This window comes from Micrococcus porci (genome assembly GCF_020097155.1).
Lineage (GTDB): Bacteria > Actinomycetota > Actinomycetes > Actinomycetales > Micrococcaceae > Micrococcus > Micrococcus porci.
Genome location: NZ_CP083691.1, coordinates 989,993 through 1,005,046, shown reverse-complemented (window position 1 = coordinate 1,005,046; position 15,054 = coordinate 989,993). Strand labels below are relative to the sequence as shown.

Genomic DNA, 15,054 nt, shown 5'->3' with positions numbered 1-15,054 from the left:
CGGTGGGCGATGCCCGGGGACCCCCTCCCGGCGGAGGCTGGACGCAGTCCCCGGGCCCCTCGCCGCGGCCCCTCCCGATCGAAGGATCACCCCCATGTTCCTCGCCCTGCGCGACCTGCGGTTCGCGACCGGCCGCTTCAGCCTCATGGGCGCCGTCGTCGCCCTCATCACCGTCCTGCTCGTGATGCTCTCCGGCCTCACTGCGGGCCTCGGGCACCAGAACACCGCCGCCCTCGACGACCTCGGCGCCCGCGGCACGGACCGGATCGTCTTCGGCGGCACCGCCGGCCAGGACCCGACCGCGTCCTTCACCTCCTCGGAGGTCACCGCCGCCCAGCTCGACTCCTGGTGCGCCGCGGACGGCGTCGCACGCGTCGAGCCGGTGGGGGTCGCCCAGGGCCGCCTCACCGGCGTCGCCGGGCACGTGGACACCGACGCCGCCGGCCGCCCGGCCGAGACCCCGGAGGTGGCGGGGGTCGGCTCGGCGTCGTTCGTGGGCCTGGACCCGGCCGCCCCCCAGGCGCCGGCCGGGTTGGAGGACGGCGAGCTCGTCCTCTCCCAGGCCCTCGCCGAGGCCCTGGAGGTGGAGGAGGGCGGCCAGGTCGAGTCCTCGGGCCGCGTGTACACGGTCGCCTCCGTCGCGGCGGACTCCTGGTACTCCCACACCCCGGTCGCCTGGACCACGCTGACCGACTGGCGCGCGCTCTCCCACACCGAGGACGCGGACGTGGCCGGCACCGCGGGCCTCGTGACGCTCGTGGACGGGGCCGATGCCGACGCCGTCGCCTCCGCCGCCGACGACGCCGCCCACACCGTGGCCACGGACGTGAAGGGCGCCTACGCGGCCCTGCCCGCGTACTCCTCGGAGCACGGCTCCCTGACGATGATGCAGGGCTTCCTCTACGGGATCTCGGCGCTCGTGGTGGTGGCGTTCCTCTCCATCTGGACCATCCAGCGCACCCGGGAGATCGCGGTGCTCAAGGCCCTCGGGGCCTCGACCGGCTGGGTGCTGCGGGACTCGCTGCTGCAGGGCGGCATCGTCCTGGCGGTCGGCGTCGGCCTCGGAACGGCCCTGGCCGCCGGCGCCGGCTGGTTCGCCGCGCAGGCCGTGCCGTTCGTCCTCAGCCCGGCGACCACCGTCCTCCCCGCCCTCGGCGTCCTCGCCCTCGGCCTGGCCGGCTCCGCGCTGGCCGTGGCCCGCGTGACCCGCATCGACCCCCTGATCGCCCTCGGAGGCAACTGACATGACCATCAGCACCCACACCCCTGACCTGTCGGCCTACCGCTCCCCGGCCGCCGCCCGCGTCACCGCCCACGACGCCGCCCCCGCCGCCCCGGACGCCGCGCCCGTCCTCTCCGTGCGGGACCTCGTCCTGGAGTACCCGGACGGCGAGGGCCGGACCCTGCGCGCCCTGGACGGCGTGAGCCTGGACCTGACCCCCGGCACGTTCACCGCGATGATCGGGCCCTCCGGCTCCGGCAAGTCCTCCCTGCTGGCCGTGGCCGCGGGCCTGATCGCACCGACCTCCGGATCGGTCACCGTGGCCGGGACCGAGCTGACCGGGCTCTCCCGCGCCGCGCGGACCCGACTGCGCGGCGACCGGATCGGCGTGGTCTTCCAGCAGCCGAACCTGCTGCCGTCCCTCACGGCCCGCGAGCAGCTGGAGCTGGTGGTCCGCCTGGACCCGAAGTCCACCCGCGCGGACCGGACGGCGGCCGCCGCCCGCGCCCAGGAGCTGCTGGAGCGCGTGGACCTCGGCCGGCGGGCCGACCAGCGCCCGCACCAGCTCTCCGGCGGCCAGCGCCAGCGCGTGAACATCGTGCGCGCCCTCATGGGCACCGGCTCCGGGGCCCCGGCCCTGCTGCTGGTGGACGAGCCGACCTCCGCCCTGGACCGGGAGCGCTCCGCCGCCGTCGTCGAGCTGCTCGGCGAGCTGACCCGGCAGGAGGGCGTGGCCACGCTCATGGTCACCCACGACCACGAGTTCCTCGGCGCGACGGACCGCGTGCTCACCATGGTGGACGGGCGGCTCGCGGCCTGAGCCGCCCGGCCCGCCCCCCGCACCCCAGAGGCCCTCGCTACGCTGGCCCCATGACGCAGACCTCCGCCGCCCCCGCCGGGCAGACCTTCGCCCTGGCCGACGCCGTCGAGCTCGTCGAGGTGGTGCGCGGCGGCTTCGTGGAGTCGCGCACGGCGGGGGCCGCCGTCGTCACGGGGCCGGACGGGGAGGTGTTGGCGGCGCTGGGCCCGGCGGACGCCCTGGTCTATCCGCGCTCCACGCTCAAGCCGTTCCAGGCGATCGCGTCCCTGCGCCACGGGGCGCGGCTGGAGGGCGAGGCGCTGGCCATCGCATGCGGCTCGCACACCGGCTCCGAGGCGCACCAGCAGCTGGCGGCCCGGGTCCTCGCGGACCACGGCCTCGCCCCGGAGGCGCTGCAGTGTCCGTCCGCGCTCCCCGAGGTCGCCGGAGAGGTGGCCCGGCTGGCCGCGCAGGCCGGCACCGCGGAGATCGCCACGCCGCTGGCCTACAACTGCTCCGGCAAGCACGCCGGCTTCCTCGCGGCGTGCGCTGCCTCCGGGCACGACGTCGGCACCTACCTGGACCCGGAGCACCCCCTCCAGCGGGAGGTGGACGCGGTGATCGCCGAGTACTGCGGCGAGCCGGTCGCGCACACGGGCGTGGACGGCTGCGGCGCCCCGGCGGCGGTGGTCTCGCTGGCCGGGCTGGCCCGCGGCATCGGCGCCGTGTCCAAGGCGCCGGGCCGGGAGGGCGCGGAGCCGCACGCAGCGGCCGTGGCCCGGGCGATGCTCGCGCACCCGTGGGCGGTGCAGGGCCCGGGGAAGGCGAACACGGTGGTCATGGAGGAGCTGGGCCTGGTCGCCAAGCTCGGCGCGGACGGCGTCATGGTGATGGGCGCCCCGGACGGCACCGCCGTGGCCGTCAAGGCGCTCGACGGCGGCACGCGCGCCGGCAACCTCGTCGCCCTGGCGCTGCTGGGCCGCTTCGCGGCGGACCAGGTGGACGCCGGACGCCTGGCGGAGGTCTCCGCGCGGGTGGCGCCGAGCATCCTGGGCCGCGGGGCACCGGTGGGCGAAGTGCGCCTGGCCGCGCCGGTGCGTCAGCTGGTGGGCGCGTGACCACGGGCTCGGTCCCCAAGCGGCGGGTGCCGGTGGTCGAGGGGCACGCGGCCCTGACGGCCTGGGCCCGCGCGCACGCGGAGGACCCGGCCGCCGCGGCCGCGCTGCCGCGGAGCACCCGTGCCACGGCCGTCCGCTTCGCGCTCGAGGAGCTGGCGACGCGCGCCCCCGGGAACTCCGTGGAGGTGCGAGTGCCGCCCTTCGGCGTCGCGCAGTGCATCCCGGGGCCGCGGCACACCCGCGGCACCCCGCCGAACGTGGTGGAGACGGACCCGGTGACGTGGCTGTCCCTGGCGACGGGGCTGACGAGGTGGAATGACGCCGTCGCGAGCGGGGCCGTGCGCGCCTCGGGCGTCCGCGCGGACCTCGCCGGGCACCTGCCGCTCGTGCGGCCTTAAGGCATCCCCCGGCAAAGGCGGCGGTGGGGACCACGCCCCCGCCCGGCGGGTGGAGCGACGAGAGCGACCCCGGCTTCAACGAGGCGTACACGGGTACACCACCGAGGTGCAGGGCCGCCGCCGCGAGCGCCGCGGCGAAGCAGGAGGAGGTCCGGCTCGCCGTCATTCACGCCACCTGCAACGAGCGCACCGACCCGACCCAACGCCTCGGCGCCCCGGAAGCCGGCTGCCAGGCCGCGCTGGTGACTGGCCAATGTCGGCTCGCTGAACGAACGGATATCTTCCGTGAAGACCTACGGCGCACAGACCCGATTCTGGGAGGACGCGGGCTTCCTTGGACGCAGCTTCACGACGAGGGACAACTGGTCCGATCTCCGGGCGTACACGATTCGAATCGGGCTGACGTGGAATGACCGGATCAGCAGCTGGGAGCGAGTCTGACCCACCGCGGGAAGCACCTGCACGCGCACCAGCGGATGGGCGTGCAGGTGCTCCCTTTCCTTCCAGTTCGCGCTTCACCATGGAGGTCCCTCGTGCGCCCCGATCCTCGTCCATTCCGCCTCGCCGTCATCGCTGGCATCGCACTCAGTGCCAGCGCGTGTGCCCAGTCCGGCGCGCCCGACGTCCCGCCCGACACGTCGGCGACGGCTCACCTCGACCGGGAGCATGGGCAGGTCGTCCTCCCCGTCGACGAGTACTCGCTCGACCATGACAGCGAGCAGCTCATCGGTCAGGCGCGACACGTCATCATGCGCACCTGCCTGAATTCCAAGGGCGTGAACGGTCTCGCCCCCACCGCCACATCGAGCCCCGCCGAGGAGCGTCCGTACGGACTCTGGCGCACGGCGAGTGCGGCGCAGAACGGCTACACCATGCCGCGCCCCGCCAGCACGGAGGCGCCTCCACTCGGCGGACAGTGGAGCGAAGAATCAGACCCCGCGTTCAACACGGCCTACGACGCCTGCAACGAGATCGTCCGGGATGATCTTGACTCCGTGACGCCCCCGGAGACGGAGCGGACGACCGCCATAGACATCAGAGACGATGCGTTCACCCTGGCCAGCGCCACCCCGGAATGGAAGGAAGCGCGGAAACAGTGGCACGACTGCCTCACATCCCGCGGCCTCACGCCGCGAACTGATGACAACGCATGGTCAAGTGAACAGGGGTTCGGGATCCTCACCACCGCGGATCCGCAGAACCCTTCACCCGCCGCCAAACAGGAGGAGATCCGCATCGCCGTCATCGAGGCCACGTGCAACGAGCAGACACAGCTCACCCAGAGGCTCGGCGACCTGGAGGCCGGCTACCAGGCAGCCCTCTTCAAGGGCAAAGAAGCCCAGCTCGCCCAAGAGAAGGCCGACAACCAGAAGTTCGTCGACGCCGCCCGCGCCTACCTCGCGAGCCACCAGTGAGTGCGACCGCGCCTCAGCGGGCCGGGAGCCGCATCGCCCATCCGGGCCGCCTCGCCGCTGTCGGCATGCTCGTCCTGGCCCTCCTGGCGGCCTCCTTCGTGGCGGGACGGTTCTTCCAGCCGCCCACCACGGCGGACCCCGCAGCGGTGGCCCGGCCAATCGACGTGTGGGCCGCCGTCGAGCAGCGCGCTGTGGACACGACCGCGTCCTTCGCCGGCACAGTCGCCGCGGGGAAGACCCGCAGCGTGGCCGTCCAGGCGGAGGGGCCCGCCGTCGTCCTGCGCCAGACGGCCAAGCCGGGGGAGAGCGTCCGGCCCGGGGATGTGGCCGGAGAGGTCTCCGGCGTCACCTACGTGTTCCTGGCCGAGCCCCTCGCCCTCTACCGCGACCTCACCGAGGGCGACGAGGGCGAGGACGTCGCGTCCCTCCAGCGGGCGCTCCAGAAGGCGGGCCACGCCACGGACACGGACGGCGTCCTCGACTCCGGCACCGCCCGGGCCCTGCGCGAGCTGTTCGCCGAGGCCGGTGACCCCCTGCCCGAGGACGCCCCCGTGACCGTGAGCTGGCATCAGTTCATCCCGTTGGGGAAGGACGGCGCGCAGGTCACGGCCGCGGCCGGCGTCGTCAGCGCCCTGTACCCGGCATGGGTGGCCAGCCGTCAGCGGCCGGCGGACGCGCTGCGAGGCTGAGCCCGACGCCGCCCGGCGGGGGCCCGTGACGCGGCTCCGTGCGGCGCCCGGGTCGTCGATAGACTGGACCCCATGACCTCCGGCCCCGAGCGCAGCACCCCGTCGGCTCCCCAGCAGCAGGAGTACGTCCTGCGGCGGGCACCCCGCCTCTCGGCCGCGGTGATCGTCTCCGCCCTGGTCGGCGTCGTGCTGGCCCTGCTGGGCACCGCCGCCGTGCACGCCGGGCCGCAGCCGCCCGCGGACCCGTACTCGGGGATGCCCCTGAGCTTCGCGTCCACGTTCGGCTACATGGTGGTCGCCGCCGTGCTGGCGTGCCTCGTGCTGGGCCTGCTGGTCTGGCTCCTGCTGGACCGTCGCTCGCGCCGCACCCAGCGCACCGTGCTCCTCGAGCGCACCGACGACCCCGCCGCCGCCGACGTCGCCCTCCCCCGCCCCGAGGCCGTGGCTCCCGCCGCGCGTCCCGCCGCGGACCCCTCCGATGGAAGGACCCCCGAGCAGTGATCTCCGCTCGCACCCGACGCGGCGACGGCCGCCTCACCGCGGCCCTCGACCCCCAGGAGGCCGGCCCCCAGGACGAATGCGGGGTGTTCGGCGTGTGGGCGCCGGGCGAGGAGGTCGCCAAGCTGACCTACTACGGCCTGTACGCGCTGCAGCACCGCGGCCAGGAGTCCGCGGGCATCGCCGCGTCGGACGGCAAGCGCATCGCCGTCTACAAGGACATGGGACTGGTCTCCCAGGTGTTCGACGAGCCGACCCTGGCCGCCCTCACCGGCCACGTGGCCGTCGGCCACTGCCGCTACTCCACCACCGGCGTGAACAAGTGGGCCAACGCCCAGCCCACCCTCGGCGCCACCGCCGACGACGGCACCGTCGCCCTGGCGCACAACGGCAACCTGGTGAACTCCGCCGAGCTGCTGCGCATGGTCGAGTCGAAGGAGGGCGCCCACACCCTCGGCGAGATCAAGCAGGGCAACACCACGGACACCGCCCTGGTCACCGCGCTGCTGCACGGCGAGAAGGGCGTCTCCGTCGAGGAGACCGCCCTCGAGCTGCTCCCGAAGGTCCGCGGCGCGTACTGCTTCGTGTTCATGACCGAGCGCACCCTCTACGCCGCCCGCGACCCCCACGGCGTGCGCCCCCTGGTGCTCGGCCGCCTCGAGCGCGGCTGGGTGGTGGCCTCCGAGCAGTCCGCCCTGGCCACCGTCGGCGCCTCCTTCATCCGCGAGGTGGAGCCCGGCGAGATGATCGCCATCGACGAGGAGGGCATCCGCTCCACCCGCTTCGCCGAGGCGACGCCGGCCGGCTGCGTCTTCGAGTACGTCTACCTGGCCCGCCCGGACGCCGCGATCAACGGCCGCTCCGTGTACGAGTCCCGCGTGGAGATGGGTCGCCGCCTGGCCCAGGAGCACCCGGTGGACGCCGACGTCGTCATCCCGGTGCCCGAGTCCGGCACCCCCGCCGCCGTGGGGTACGCGGACGCCTCCGGCATCCCGTTCCGCCAGGGCTTCGTGAAGAACGCCTACGTGGGACGCACGTTCATCCAGCCGTCCCAGACGCTGCGCCAGCTCGGCATCCGCCTCAAGCTCAACGTGCAGCCGTCCGTCGTGGCGGGCAAGCGCGTCGTCGTCGTGGACGACTCGATCGTGCGCGGCAACACCCAGCGCGCCATCGTGCGCATGCTGAAGGAGGCCGGCGCCGCCGAGGTGCACGTGAAGATCTCCTCCCCGCCCGTGAAGTGGCCGTGCTTCTACGGCATCGACTTCGCCACCCGCGCCGAGCTGATCGCCAACGGGGCCGGCGTCCAGGAGATCGCCTCCTCGATCGGCGCGGACTCGCTGGCGTACATCAGCGAGGAGGGCATGATCGCCGCCACGGAGCAGCCGCGCGAGCGCCTCTGCACCGCCTGCTTCACCGGCACGTACCCCATCGAGCTGGCGGACGAGAAGGAGCGCGGCAAGGCCGTGCTCGAGAACGGCACCCCCACCGCCGAGGCCACCGACGTGGTGTCCGAGGACGGGACCGTGACCACCGTGGCGTCCACCGGCTGCGAGCCCGGCCCGGACTCCGAGGACGAGAAGCTGCTCACCCAGACCGACAGGACCCCGCTGTGACCGACGCACCCCGCACCGAGACGCAGACCGCCGACGCCCTGGACGCCCCCCTCACCTACGCCGCCGCCGGCGTGGACGTGGAGGCCGGGGACCGCGCCGTGGAGCTCATGAAGGACGCCGTGAAGGCGACGCACACCGCCGAGGTGCTCGGCGGCGTCGGCGGCTTCGCCGGCATGTGGGACGCCTCCGCGCTCACCGGCTACCGCAAGCCGCTGCTGGCCACGTCCACGGACGGCGTGGGCACCAAGGTGGCCATCGCTCAGGCCCTGGACAGGCACGACACCATCGGCCAGGACCTCGTGGGCATGGTCGTGGACGACATCGTGGTGGTCGGCGCCAAGCCCCTGTTCATGACCGACTACATCGCCTGCGGCAAGGTCGTCCCTGAGCGCGTCGCGGACATCGTGCGCGGCGTGGCCGAGGGCTGCCGCCTGGCCGGCACCGCCCTGGTGGGCGGCGAGACCGCCGAGCACCCGGGCCTGCTGGCCGTGGACGAGTACGACGTCGCCGGCGCCGCCACCGGCGTGGTGGAGGCGGACCGCGTGCTCGGCGCCGAGCGGGTCCGCTCCGGCGACGTGGTGATCGGCATGGCCTCCTCCGGCATCCACTCCAACGGCTACTCGCTGGTGCGCCGGGTGATCAACGCCGCCGGCTGGCAGCTGGACCGCGACGTGGACGAGCTGGGCCGCACCCTCGGCGAGGAGCTCCTGGAGCCCACGCGCATCTACACCCGCGCCTGCCTGGACCTGATGGACTCCCTCAACGGGACCGAGGGCGGCGCGGACCTGTCCCTGCGCGGGTTCTCCCACGTGACCGGCGGCGGCCTGGCCGCGAACCTGGCACGTGTGCTGCCGCAGGGCATGATGGCGACCGTGGACCGCGGCACCTGGGCGCTGCCGCCCGTGTTCCGCCTGGTCGGCGAGCTGGGCCGCGTGCCCCTGGCCGACCTGGAGCGCACCCTGAACCTCGGCGTGGGCATGGTGGCCGTGGTGGCCGCCGACGCCGCCGACCGGGCCGTGGCCGCGATCGAGGCGGCCGGCATCCCGGCGTGGGTCATGGGCGGGATCGACGAGGTCACCGAGCAGGCCCAGGCCGCCGGCGAGGACTACGTGCAGGGCGCCAAGGGCGTCGACGGCGGTGCCGTCCTCATGACCGGCACCTACGCCGACTGACCGCCCCTCCTCCGGCCCCGAACGCTTTCGTTCGCGAGACAGACGGCGCGTCGCCCGCTTTCGTTCGAGAAGCGGACGGCGCGCCGTGCGCTGTCGTGCGCGATGTGAACGACCCCGCTCAGCACACGTACACGCGACCGCCCAGCCGCCGCCGGTGCGCCTGGACCTCCGCGACGACCCGCCGGAAGTCGTCCCGCGCGTCGTCCACCGTGGCCACGATCTGCGCCCAGCCCGCCCGCTCCCAGCCCTCGTGCCGCCGCGCGTCCACGGCCCGCTGGGCGGGCTCGAGGTGCGAGGCGCCGTCGTAGTGGACGACCAGCCGCCACATCCGCCACCCCAGGTCGGCGTCCGGCGAGCGCTCCCGCCCGGGGTGCAACACCAGCTGCAGCTCCGGCTCGGGGATCCCCGCGTGGACAAGCGCCAGGCGCAGCGCGGTCTCCTGCGGGGAGTCCGAGCCCACCCGCACGGCCTCCAGCGCCCGACGCGCGGTCCGCACTCCCTTGAACCGCCCCGCCCGGTCCAGGGCGGCGGCCAGCCGGGCCGGCGTCGTCCGCGGTGCCGAGCGGCCCTGAGGCGTCCAGGGGTGGCGCACGACGGCGTCGCCCGCCGCCACCACCGGGTCCACGAGGCCCGGGGGCACCAGCGACGCGAGGTCCGCCCAGGTGCGCTCCAGCGAGGTCACGCGGATGCCGTGCAGGCTCGTGACGTCCGCGGCGGGCACGCTCCTGGCGTGGGAGGTCACCTCGAGCCGTCCCGATGCCCCGCGCGCGTGCGGCCGGGAGACGTGCACCGTCCCGTCCTCGGCGAGAAAGGGGGGCAGCGGCACCCCGTGCAGGAGCAGGGCCGTCAGGTGGGAGGCGACGCCGCCCGCGGCCTCGACGATCGCGGCCGTCTCCTCCGGGGCGAACGGCGCGGGCGGACACCGGTGTCCGAGGACCGCCCAGTCCCCCGCGGGATCGGTGGCGAGCCGGTGCACCCCATGGGTGACCCTCCGGACGTCCCGGCCGTGGACCCGGTGCCCGCCGAGACCGGCCGCGCGCAGGTCGGACCGGGTGAAGAGGCCGAGGGGCGGCGGCCCCTCCGCGCGGATGGGCAGGGGTGCACTGCCGAGGACGTCGGCGAGGGACTCGAGTGCCATACCCCCAGCCTGCGGCGGGCGCCTGCCCCTCCGCCGGGCCTGGGCAGGGGTCCGTGGACGCCGCGCCTGCCCCACGCCCCTGTGCAGGACGGTTCCGGCGCCTCAGGCCGTCAGCGCGCCCCGGGCGACGCCGGCAGCAGGTGCCGGGCGGCCAGCACGATCAGCGCGATCACCGTGAGGATCAACAGCCCGTCCACCGCGACGTAGGCGTAGTGCCAGAGCGACCCGCCGTCGTCGACGCCGGCCAGGACCATGTCCGTGCGGCGGTTCAGGAAGGGGCGGATGAACACCGCCTTGACGGCCAGCAGGCCCGCGGCGGTCAGGCCGCCGAGCCAGAGCCGACCCGGACCGGGCGCGGTGAGCTCGCGCGGCCGACCGAGGGACTTCGCGAGGGCCACCAGCAGCACGACGGCGAGCACCGCCTCCACGAGGTTCATGGCGAAGAAGACGCGGCGTCCGATGCCCAGCCCCAACGGAATCGTGATGCCGGGCGCCGTGAACTTCAGGGGCGCCTCGATCAGCGAGATCCCGACCAGCAGGCCGAGCCACACACCGGGGACGGCGAGCAGGAGGGCCCGGGCCCCGCGCGGCCCGCCCACGACGACGGCGTTCCCCGCCTCGCGGGGTGCCGCGCCGGGCAGGGGGCGCGGGGCGTCGGGGGCCGGGGTGGGATGGGGAGGAACGGACATGGCCTCATGATATCTGCACGGGAAATGCCGCTTTACGCGTGCCACGCTGCGTCCGTTTCGCGGGCGGAAGGGGACGGCACGCCGTTCATTTCGCGGGCGGAAGGGGACGGCACGCCGTTCGTTTCGCGGGCGGAAGGGGACGGCACGCCGTTCATTTCGCGGGCGGAAGGGGACGGCACGCCGTTCATTTCGCGGGCGGAAGGGGACGGCACGCCGTTCATTTCGCGCACCACAGCACGGGGCGTCAGAGCCGGTCGTCAGAGCCGGGCGTCGAGCCAGGCGAGGGCCTCGGCCACGCGGGTGCGCCAGCGCCACTGCGCCTTGGGGTCGGCGCGCGTGGGGCCGAGCGTGATCACGCCGACCTCCTTGCCGGCCCTCTCGGCGTCGAGGACGAACCGGAAGCCGCTCATCACGGCCAGGGACGTCCCCACGGCGAGCACCGAGTCCGCCTCCTCCGCGAGCGCCCGCGCGGCGTCCCGCCGGGCCGGGGGCACGTTCTCCCCGAAATACACGACGTCCGGCTTCAGCTGCACGGAGCCGCAGACGCGGCAGCCGACCATCGTGAAGGCGTCCACCCAGCGCTGGTCCAGGGTGACGTCGCCGTCCGGGTTCACGGCGTCCGGGTCCACGGTCACGGCCTCGAGGTAGCCCGGGTTGGCCGCGGCCAGGCGGGCGTCGAGGGAGGTACGGTCCTCCATCGCCCCGCACTGCAGGCAGACCACGCGGGCGAGGTCGCCGTGCAGGGCGATCAGCCGGGACGGCGCGGCCCCCGCGGCGGCGAACGCCTGCGCGTGCAGCCCGTCCACGTTCTGCGTGACGATCCCGGCCACCACGTCCCGGCGCACCCAGTCGGCCAGCACGTGATGGGCGGCGTTGGGGGCGGCCTCGTCCATGTGACGCCAGCCCACGAAGGAGCGGGCCCAGTACCGGTGCCGCGCGGCGGGGTCGTCGCGGAACTCCTGGTACGTCATGGGCCGGTGCCGGTGGAGGGTGCCGTTCGGCCCGCGGTAGTCGGGGATCCCGGAGTCGGTGGACACGCCGGCGCCCGTGATCACGAGGGGCCGTCCGGCCTCCAGCATGCGCAGAAGACCCCGAGACGCGGTCTCGGGGTCTTGCAGAGGAGCGGTCTCCCCCACGACCCGGGCGATGGACCGCAGCGCGGCCTGGTGCCCGTCCTGGGAGGGGTGCCTCACGGGGGTCATCGCACCCGCGAGTCGTCGTCCTCGTCGTCGTCTGCGTAGAGGTCCGCGTAGGGATCCTCGTAGTCGACCTCCGGCTCGACGGCCGGCGCGTCCGTGCGCCCGCCCGTGAGCTCTCGCTCCAGTGCCGAGAGGTCTGTTCCGAGAGACATGTACTTCATCTCCCGTGCCTGCTTGGTGGCCTTCGCCTTCTGACGGCCGCGCCCCATGAGCGTGACCCCCTTCGCATCTCTCGTCGCCTCGGATGTGACGGCTCTCAGAGGCCGACCGAGGATCTCACTGGTCATTATGGTTCGTGCATAACAGGGTACACGACCCCCCTGCATCACGCCCCCGTCGGGGACGGCCGCGCCCGCCCCTGCGACGGGGGCGGGCGCCACGGGTGTCAGGCCCGACGCGCGGCGACGGTGAGGCCGTCCGCCGTGTCCTCGCCGGCCCGGTCCACCACCACGGTGTCGCCGTCCTGCACGGCCCCGGAGAGCAGCGCGCGGGCGAGCTGGTCGCCGATCTCGCGCTGCACGAGGCGCCGCAGGGGGCGGGCGCCGTAGGCCGGGTCGTAGCCGGTCAGGGCCAGCCACTCGCGGGCCGCGTCGGTGACGTCGAGGGTCAGGCGACGCTGCTGCAGCCGCTCCCCCAGTGACGCCACCTGCAGGTCAACGATCCGGGCCAGGTCCTCCACGCCGAGGGCGTCGAAGGTGACGATCTCGTCGAGGCGGTTGAGGAACTCCGGCTTGAACGCGGCGCGCACCACGTCCATGACTGCGTCCTTCCGGGCCTGCTCCGGCATCGTCTGGTCCACCAGGAACTGGGAGCCCAGGTTCGAGGTGAGGATCAGGATGACGTTGCGGAAGTCCACGGTGCGGCCCTGGCCGTCGGTGAGGCGGCCGTCGTCGAGCACCTGCAGGAGGATGTCGAAGACCTCCGGGTGGGCCTTCTCCACCTCGTCCAGCAGCACCACGGAGTACGGGCGGCGCCGCACGGCCTCGGTGAGCTGACCGCCCTCGTCGTAGCCGACGTAGCCGGGAGGGGCGCCGACCAGGCGGGACACGGCGTGCTTCTCCGCGTACTCGGACATGTCGATGCGCACCATGGCGCGCTCGTCGTCGAAGAGGAACTCCGCGAGCGCCTTGGCCAGCTCGGTCTTGCCCACGCCCGTCGGGCCCAGGAAGAGGAACGAGCCGGTGGGACGGTTGGGGTCGGCGATGCCGGCCCGGGCCCGGCGCACGGCGTCGGAGACGGCACGCACGGCGTCCTTCTGCCCGATCAGGCGGTCGCCGAGGTGCTCCTCCATGGAGAGCAGCTTCTCGGTCTCGGAGGCGAGCATGCGGCCGGCCGGGATGCCGGTCCAGGCGGAGATCACCTCGGCGATGTCGTCGGCGGTGACGTTCTCGGAGACCATCGCCTCGACGTCACCCTGCTGGCCCTCCTGCGCGGCGCGGTCCGCCTCCTCGAGCTGCTTCTCGAGGGCGGGGATCTCGCCGTAGAGCAGGCGGGAGGCCTCCGCGAGGTCGCCGTCGCGCTGGGCCTTCTCGGCCAGCGAGCGCAGCTCGTCCACCCTGGCGCGGAGGTCGCCGGCCTCGTTCAGGGACGCCTTCTCCGCCTCCCAGCGGGCGGTGAGGGCGCGCAGCTCCTCCTCCTTGTCCGCCTTCTCCGCGCGCAGCCCGGCCAGTCGCTCCACGGAGCCCGGGTCGGACTCACCGTCGAGGGCGAGCTCCTCCATGGTGATGCGGTCCACCTGGCGGCGCAGCGCGTCGATCTCCTCCGGGGCGGAGTCGATCTCCATGCGCAGCCGGGAGGCGGCCTCATCGACGAGGTCGATGGCCTTGTCCGGGAGCTGCCGGCCGCTGATGTAGCGGTCGGAGAGCGTGGCTGCGGCCACGAGCGCAGAGTCCGCGATGGCCACCTTGTGGTGCGCCTCGTAGCGCTCCTTCAGGCCGCGCAGGATCGCGATCGTGTCGTCCACGCTCGGCTCGCCCACGTACACCTGCTGGAAGCGGCGCTCCAGGGCGGGGTCCTTCTCAATGTTCTCGCGGTACTCGTCCAGGGTGGTGGCGCCGATCAGGCGCAGCTCGCCGCGGGCCAGCATGGGCTTGAGCATGTTGCCCGCGTCCATGGCGCCCTCGGAGGCGCCCGCGCCGACCACGGTGTGGATCTCGTCGATGAACGTGACGATCTGCCCGTCCGACTTCTTGATCTCCTCGAGGACGGACTTCAGCCGCTCCTCGAACTCGCCGCGGTACTTGGCGCCGGCGATCATGGCGCCCAGGTCCAGGCTGATCAGAGTCTTGCCGCGCAGGGACTCGGGGACGTCCCCGGCCACCATGCGCTGGGCCAGGCCCTCGACGACGGCGGTCTTGCCCACGCCCGGCTCGCCGATGAGCACGGGGTTGTTCTTGGTGCGGCGCGAGAGCACCTGCACCACGCGGCGGATCTCCTGGTCGCGGCCGATGACCGGGTCCAGCTTGCCGGAGCGGGCGACGGCGGTCAGGTCCGTCCCGTACTTCTCCAGCGACTGGAAGGTGGCCTCGGGGTCCGGGGTGGTGACGCGCTCGTCGCCGCGGACCTGGGTGAACGCCGCCTGCAGCGCGGCGAGGGAAGCGCCCGCGTCGGTGAGGGCGCGGCCGGCCTCGCCGCCGTCCGCGGCCAGGCCCAGGAGCAGGTGCTCGGTGGAGACGTACTCGTCGCCGTGCGCGGACGCCTGCTGCTGGGCGGCCTTCACGACGGCGCCCGCGGCCGGGGAGAGCCGGGCCTCGGACACCGTGGCGCCGGAGGCCTTCGGCAGGCCGTGGATGGCGGTGGAGGCGGCCACGGACACCACGTCCGGGTCCGCCCCGGCGGCCTTCAGGACGGCGACAGCCACCGAGTCCCGCTGGTCCATGAGGGCCTTGAGGAGGTGGGCCGGCTCCACGGCCGGGTTGGAGGCGGTGGACGCGTTCATGGCCGCGGCCGAGAGCGCCTCCTGGCTCTTGGTGGTGAACTGCGGGGAGGGGTTCATGCGGTGCTGCTCCTTCGGAACCGTACTTGAGTCTTGTCCACTCAACATCGCCGGGGTGGGCGGTATTCCACACCGCCCTCGCGTCCAGTGCCGATCCTAGGCGTCGGTT

14 protein-coding genes are annotated in these 15,054 nt (G+C 74.0%); 9 read left to right on the top strand and 5 right to left on the bottom strand.

Annotated elements, in window-relative coordinates; genetic code table 11:
* Positions 1 to 94 precede the first annotated feature (94 nt).
* The 9 genes from KW076_RS04820 (at position 95) to purM (ending at position 8,924) form a co-directional block, all read left to right on the top strand.
* Positions 95 to 1,243 carry an ABC transporter permease gene (locus KW076_RS04820; protein WP_224356466.1) on the top strand — a complete coding sequence of 383 codons (1,149 nt, stop codon included), beginning with the start codon at positions 95 to 97 and terminating at the stop codon, positions 1,241 to 1,243.
* A 1-nt stretch (position 1,244) separates the two neighbouring features.
* Positions 1,245 to 2,042, top strand: a complete 798-nt coding sequence (locus KW076_RS04815) for an ABC transporter ATP-binding protein (protein WP_224356465.1) — start codon at positions 1,245 to 1,247, stop codon at positions 2,040 to 2,042.
* 50 nt (positions 2,043 to 2,092) lie between these two features.
* Entirely contained in the window at positions 2,093 to 3,139 is a 1,047-nt protein-coding gene (locus KW076_RS04810) for an asparaginase (protein WP_224356464.1), read from the top strand.
* Positions 3,136 to 3,537 carry a sterol carrier family protein gene (locus KW076_RS04805; RefSeq protein WP_224356463.1) on the top strand — a complete coding sequence of 134 codons (402 nt, stop codon included), beginning with the start codon at positions 3,136 to 3,138 and terminating at the stop codon, positions 3,535 to 3,537. The genes KW076_RS04810 and KW076_RS04805 overlap by 4 nt, the downstream gene beginning before the upstream one ends.
* Positions 3,538 to 4,070: 533 nt before the next feature.
* Positions 4,071 to 4,952: a hypothetical protein gene (locus tag KW076_RS04800; protein WP_224356462.1), complete on the top strand. Its 882-nt coding sequence runs from the start codon at positions 4,071 to 4,073 to the stop codon at positions 4,950 to 4,952.
* 65 nt (positions 4,953 to 5,017) lie between these two features.
* Positions 5,018 to 5,641 (top strand): peptidoglycan-binding domain-containing protein, encoded by a 624-nt coding sequence (locus tag KW076_RS04795; protein ID WP_224356461.1) that lies wholly within the window; start codon positions 5,018 to 5,020, stop codon positions 5,639 to 5,641.
* A 72-nt stretch (positions 5,642 to 5,713) separates the two neighbouring features.
* Positions 5,714 to 6,142 carry a hypothetical protein gene (locus KW076_RS04790; protein WP_224356460.1) on the top strand — a complete coding sequence of 143 codons (429 nt, stop codon included), beginning with the start codon at positions 5,714 to 5,716 and terminating at the stop codon, positions 6,140 to 6,142.
* Positions 6,139 to 7,752, top strand: coding sequence for an amidophosphoribosyltransferase (gene purF / locus KW076_RS04785; RefSeq protein ID WP_224356459.1), 1,614 nt, complete (start codon positions 6,139 to 6,141; stop codon positions 7,750 to 7,752). The genes KW076_RS04790 and purF overlap by 4 nt, the downstream gene beginning before the upstream one ends.
* Complete coding sequence (gene purM / locus KW076_RS04780; RefSeq protein ID WP_224356458.1) at positions 7,749 to 8,924, top strand: phosphoribosylformylglycinamidine cyclo-ligase; 1,176 nt, start codon at positions 7,749 to 7,751, stop codon at positions 8,922 to 8,924. Before purF ends, purM begins: the two co-directional genes overlap by 4 nt.
* A gap of 118 nt (positions 8,925 to 9,042) precedes the next feature.
* Here purM and KW076_RS04775 read toward each other — a convergent pair whose 3' ends face one another.
* The 5 genes from KW076_RS04775 to clpB all read right to left on the bottom strand — a co-directional run bounded on the left by KW076_RS04775 (position 9,043) and on the right by clpB (position 14,945).
* Complete coding sequence (locus tag KW076_RS04775; RefSeq protein WP_224356457.1) at positions 9,043 to 10,062, bottom strand: hypothetical protein; 1,020 nt, start codon at positions 10,060 to 10,062, stop codon at positions 9,043 to 9,045.
* 110 nt (positions 10,063 to 10,172) lie between these two features.
* The gene (locus tag KW076_RS04770) at positions 10,173 to 10,751 is read right to left on the bottom strand and encodes a hypothetical protein (protein ID WP_224356456.1); all 579 of its coding nucleotides are present in this window, start codon (positions 10,749 to 10,751) and stop codon (positions 10,173 to 10,175) included.
* Between the two features lie 257 nt (positions 10,752 to 11,008).
* Positions 11,009 to 11,953: a Sir2 family NAD-dependent protein deacetylase gene (locus tag KW076_RS04765; protein WP_224356455.1), complete on the bottom strand. Its 945-nt coding sequence runs from the start codon at positions 11,951 to 11,953 to the stop codon at positions 11,009 to 11,011.
* Positions 11,950 to 12,159, bottom strand: a complete 210-nt coding sequence (locus KW076_RS04760) for a DUF3073 domain-containing protein (protein ID WP_224356778.1) — start codon at positions 12,157 to 12,159, stop codon at positions 11,950 to 11,952. The genes KW076_RS04765 and KW076_RS04760 overlap by 4 nt, the downstream gene beginning before the upstream one ends.
* A 176-nt stretch (positions 12,160 to 12,335) precedes the next feature.
* A complete protein-coding gene (gene clpB, locus KW076_RS04755; RefSeq protein WP_224356454.1) occupies positions 12,336 to 14,945 on the bottom strand; it encodes an ATP-dependent chaperone ClpB in 2,610 nt (869 codons plus the stop codon).
* Between the last annotated feature and the right edge of the window lie 109 nt (positions 14,946 to 15,054).

Coding starts and splice junctions, on each gene's coding strand:
- KW076_RS04760 (WP_224356778.1), bottom strand. CDS start 12,159: ATGGGGCGCGGCCGTCAGAAGGCGAAGGCCACCAAGCAGGCACGGGAG.
- KW076_RS04795 (WP_224356461.1), top strand. CDS start 5,018: ATGCTCGTCCTGGCCCTCCTGGCGGCCTCCTTCGTGGCGGGACGGTTC.
- clpB (WP_224356454.1), bottom strand. CDS start 14,945: ATGAACCCCTCCCCGCAGTTCACCACCAAGAGCCAGGAGGCGCTCTCG.
- KW076_RS04775 (WP_224356457.1), bottom strand. CDS start 10,062: ATGGCACTCGAGTCCCTCGCCGACGTCCTCGGCAGTGCACCCCTGCCC.
- KW076_RS04770 (WP_224356456.1), bottom strand. CDS start 10,751: ATGTCCGTTCCTCCCCATCCCACCCCGGCCCCCGACGCCCCGCGCCCC.
- KW076_RS04815 (WP_224356465.1), top strand. CDS start 1,245: ATGACCATCAGCACCCACACCCCTGACCTGTCGGCCTACCGCTCCCCG.
- KW076_RS04790 (WP_224356460.1), top strand. CDS start 5,714: ATGACCTCCGGCCCCGAGCGCAGCACCCCGTCGGCTCCCCAGCAGCAG.
- KW076_RS04820 (WP_224356466.1), top strand. CDS start 95: ATGTTCCTCGCCCTGCGCGACCTGCGGTTCGCGACCGGCCGCTTCAGC.
- KW076_RS04810 (WP_224356464.1), top strand. CDS start 2,093: ATGACGCAGACCTCCGCCGCCCCCGCCGGGCAGACCTTCGCCCTGGCC.
- KW076_RS04765 (WP_224356455.1), bottom strand. CDS start 11,953: ATGACCCCCGTGAGGCACCCCTCCCAGGACGGGCACCAGGCCGCGCTG.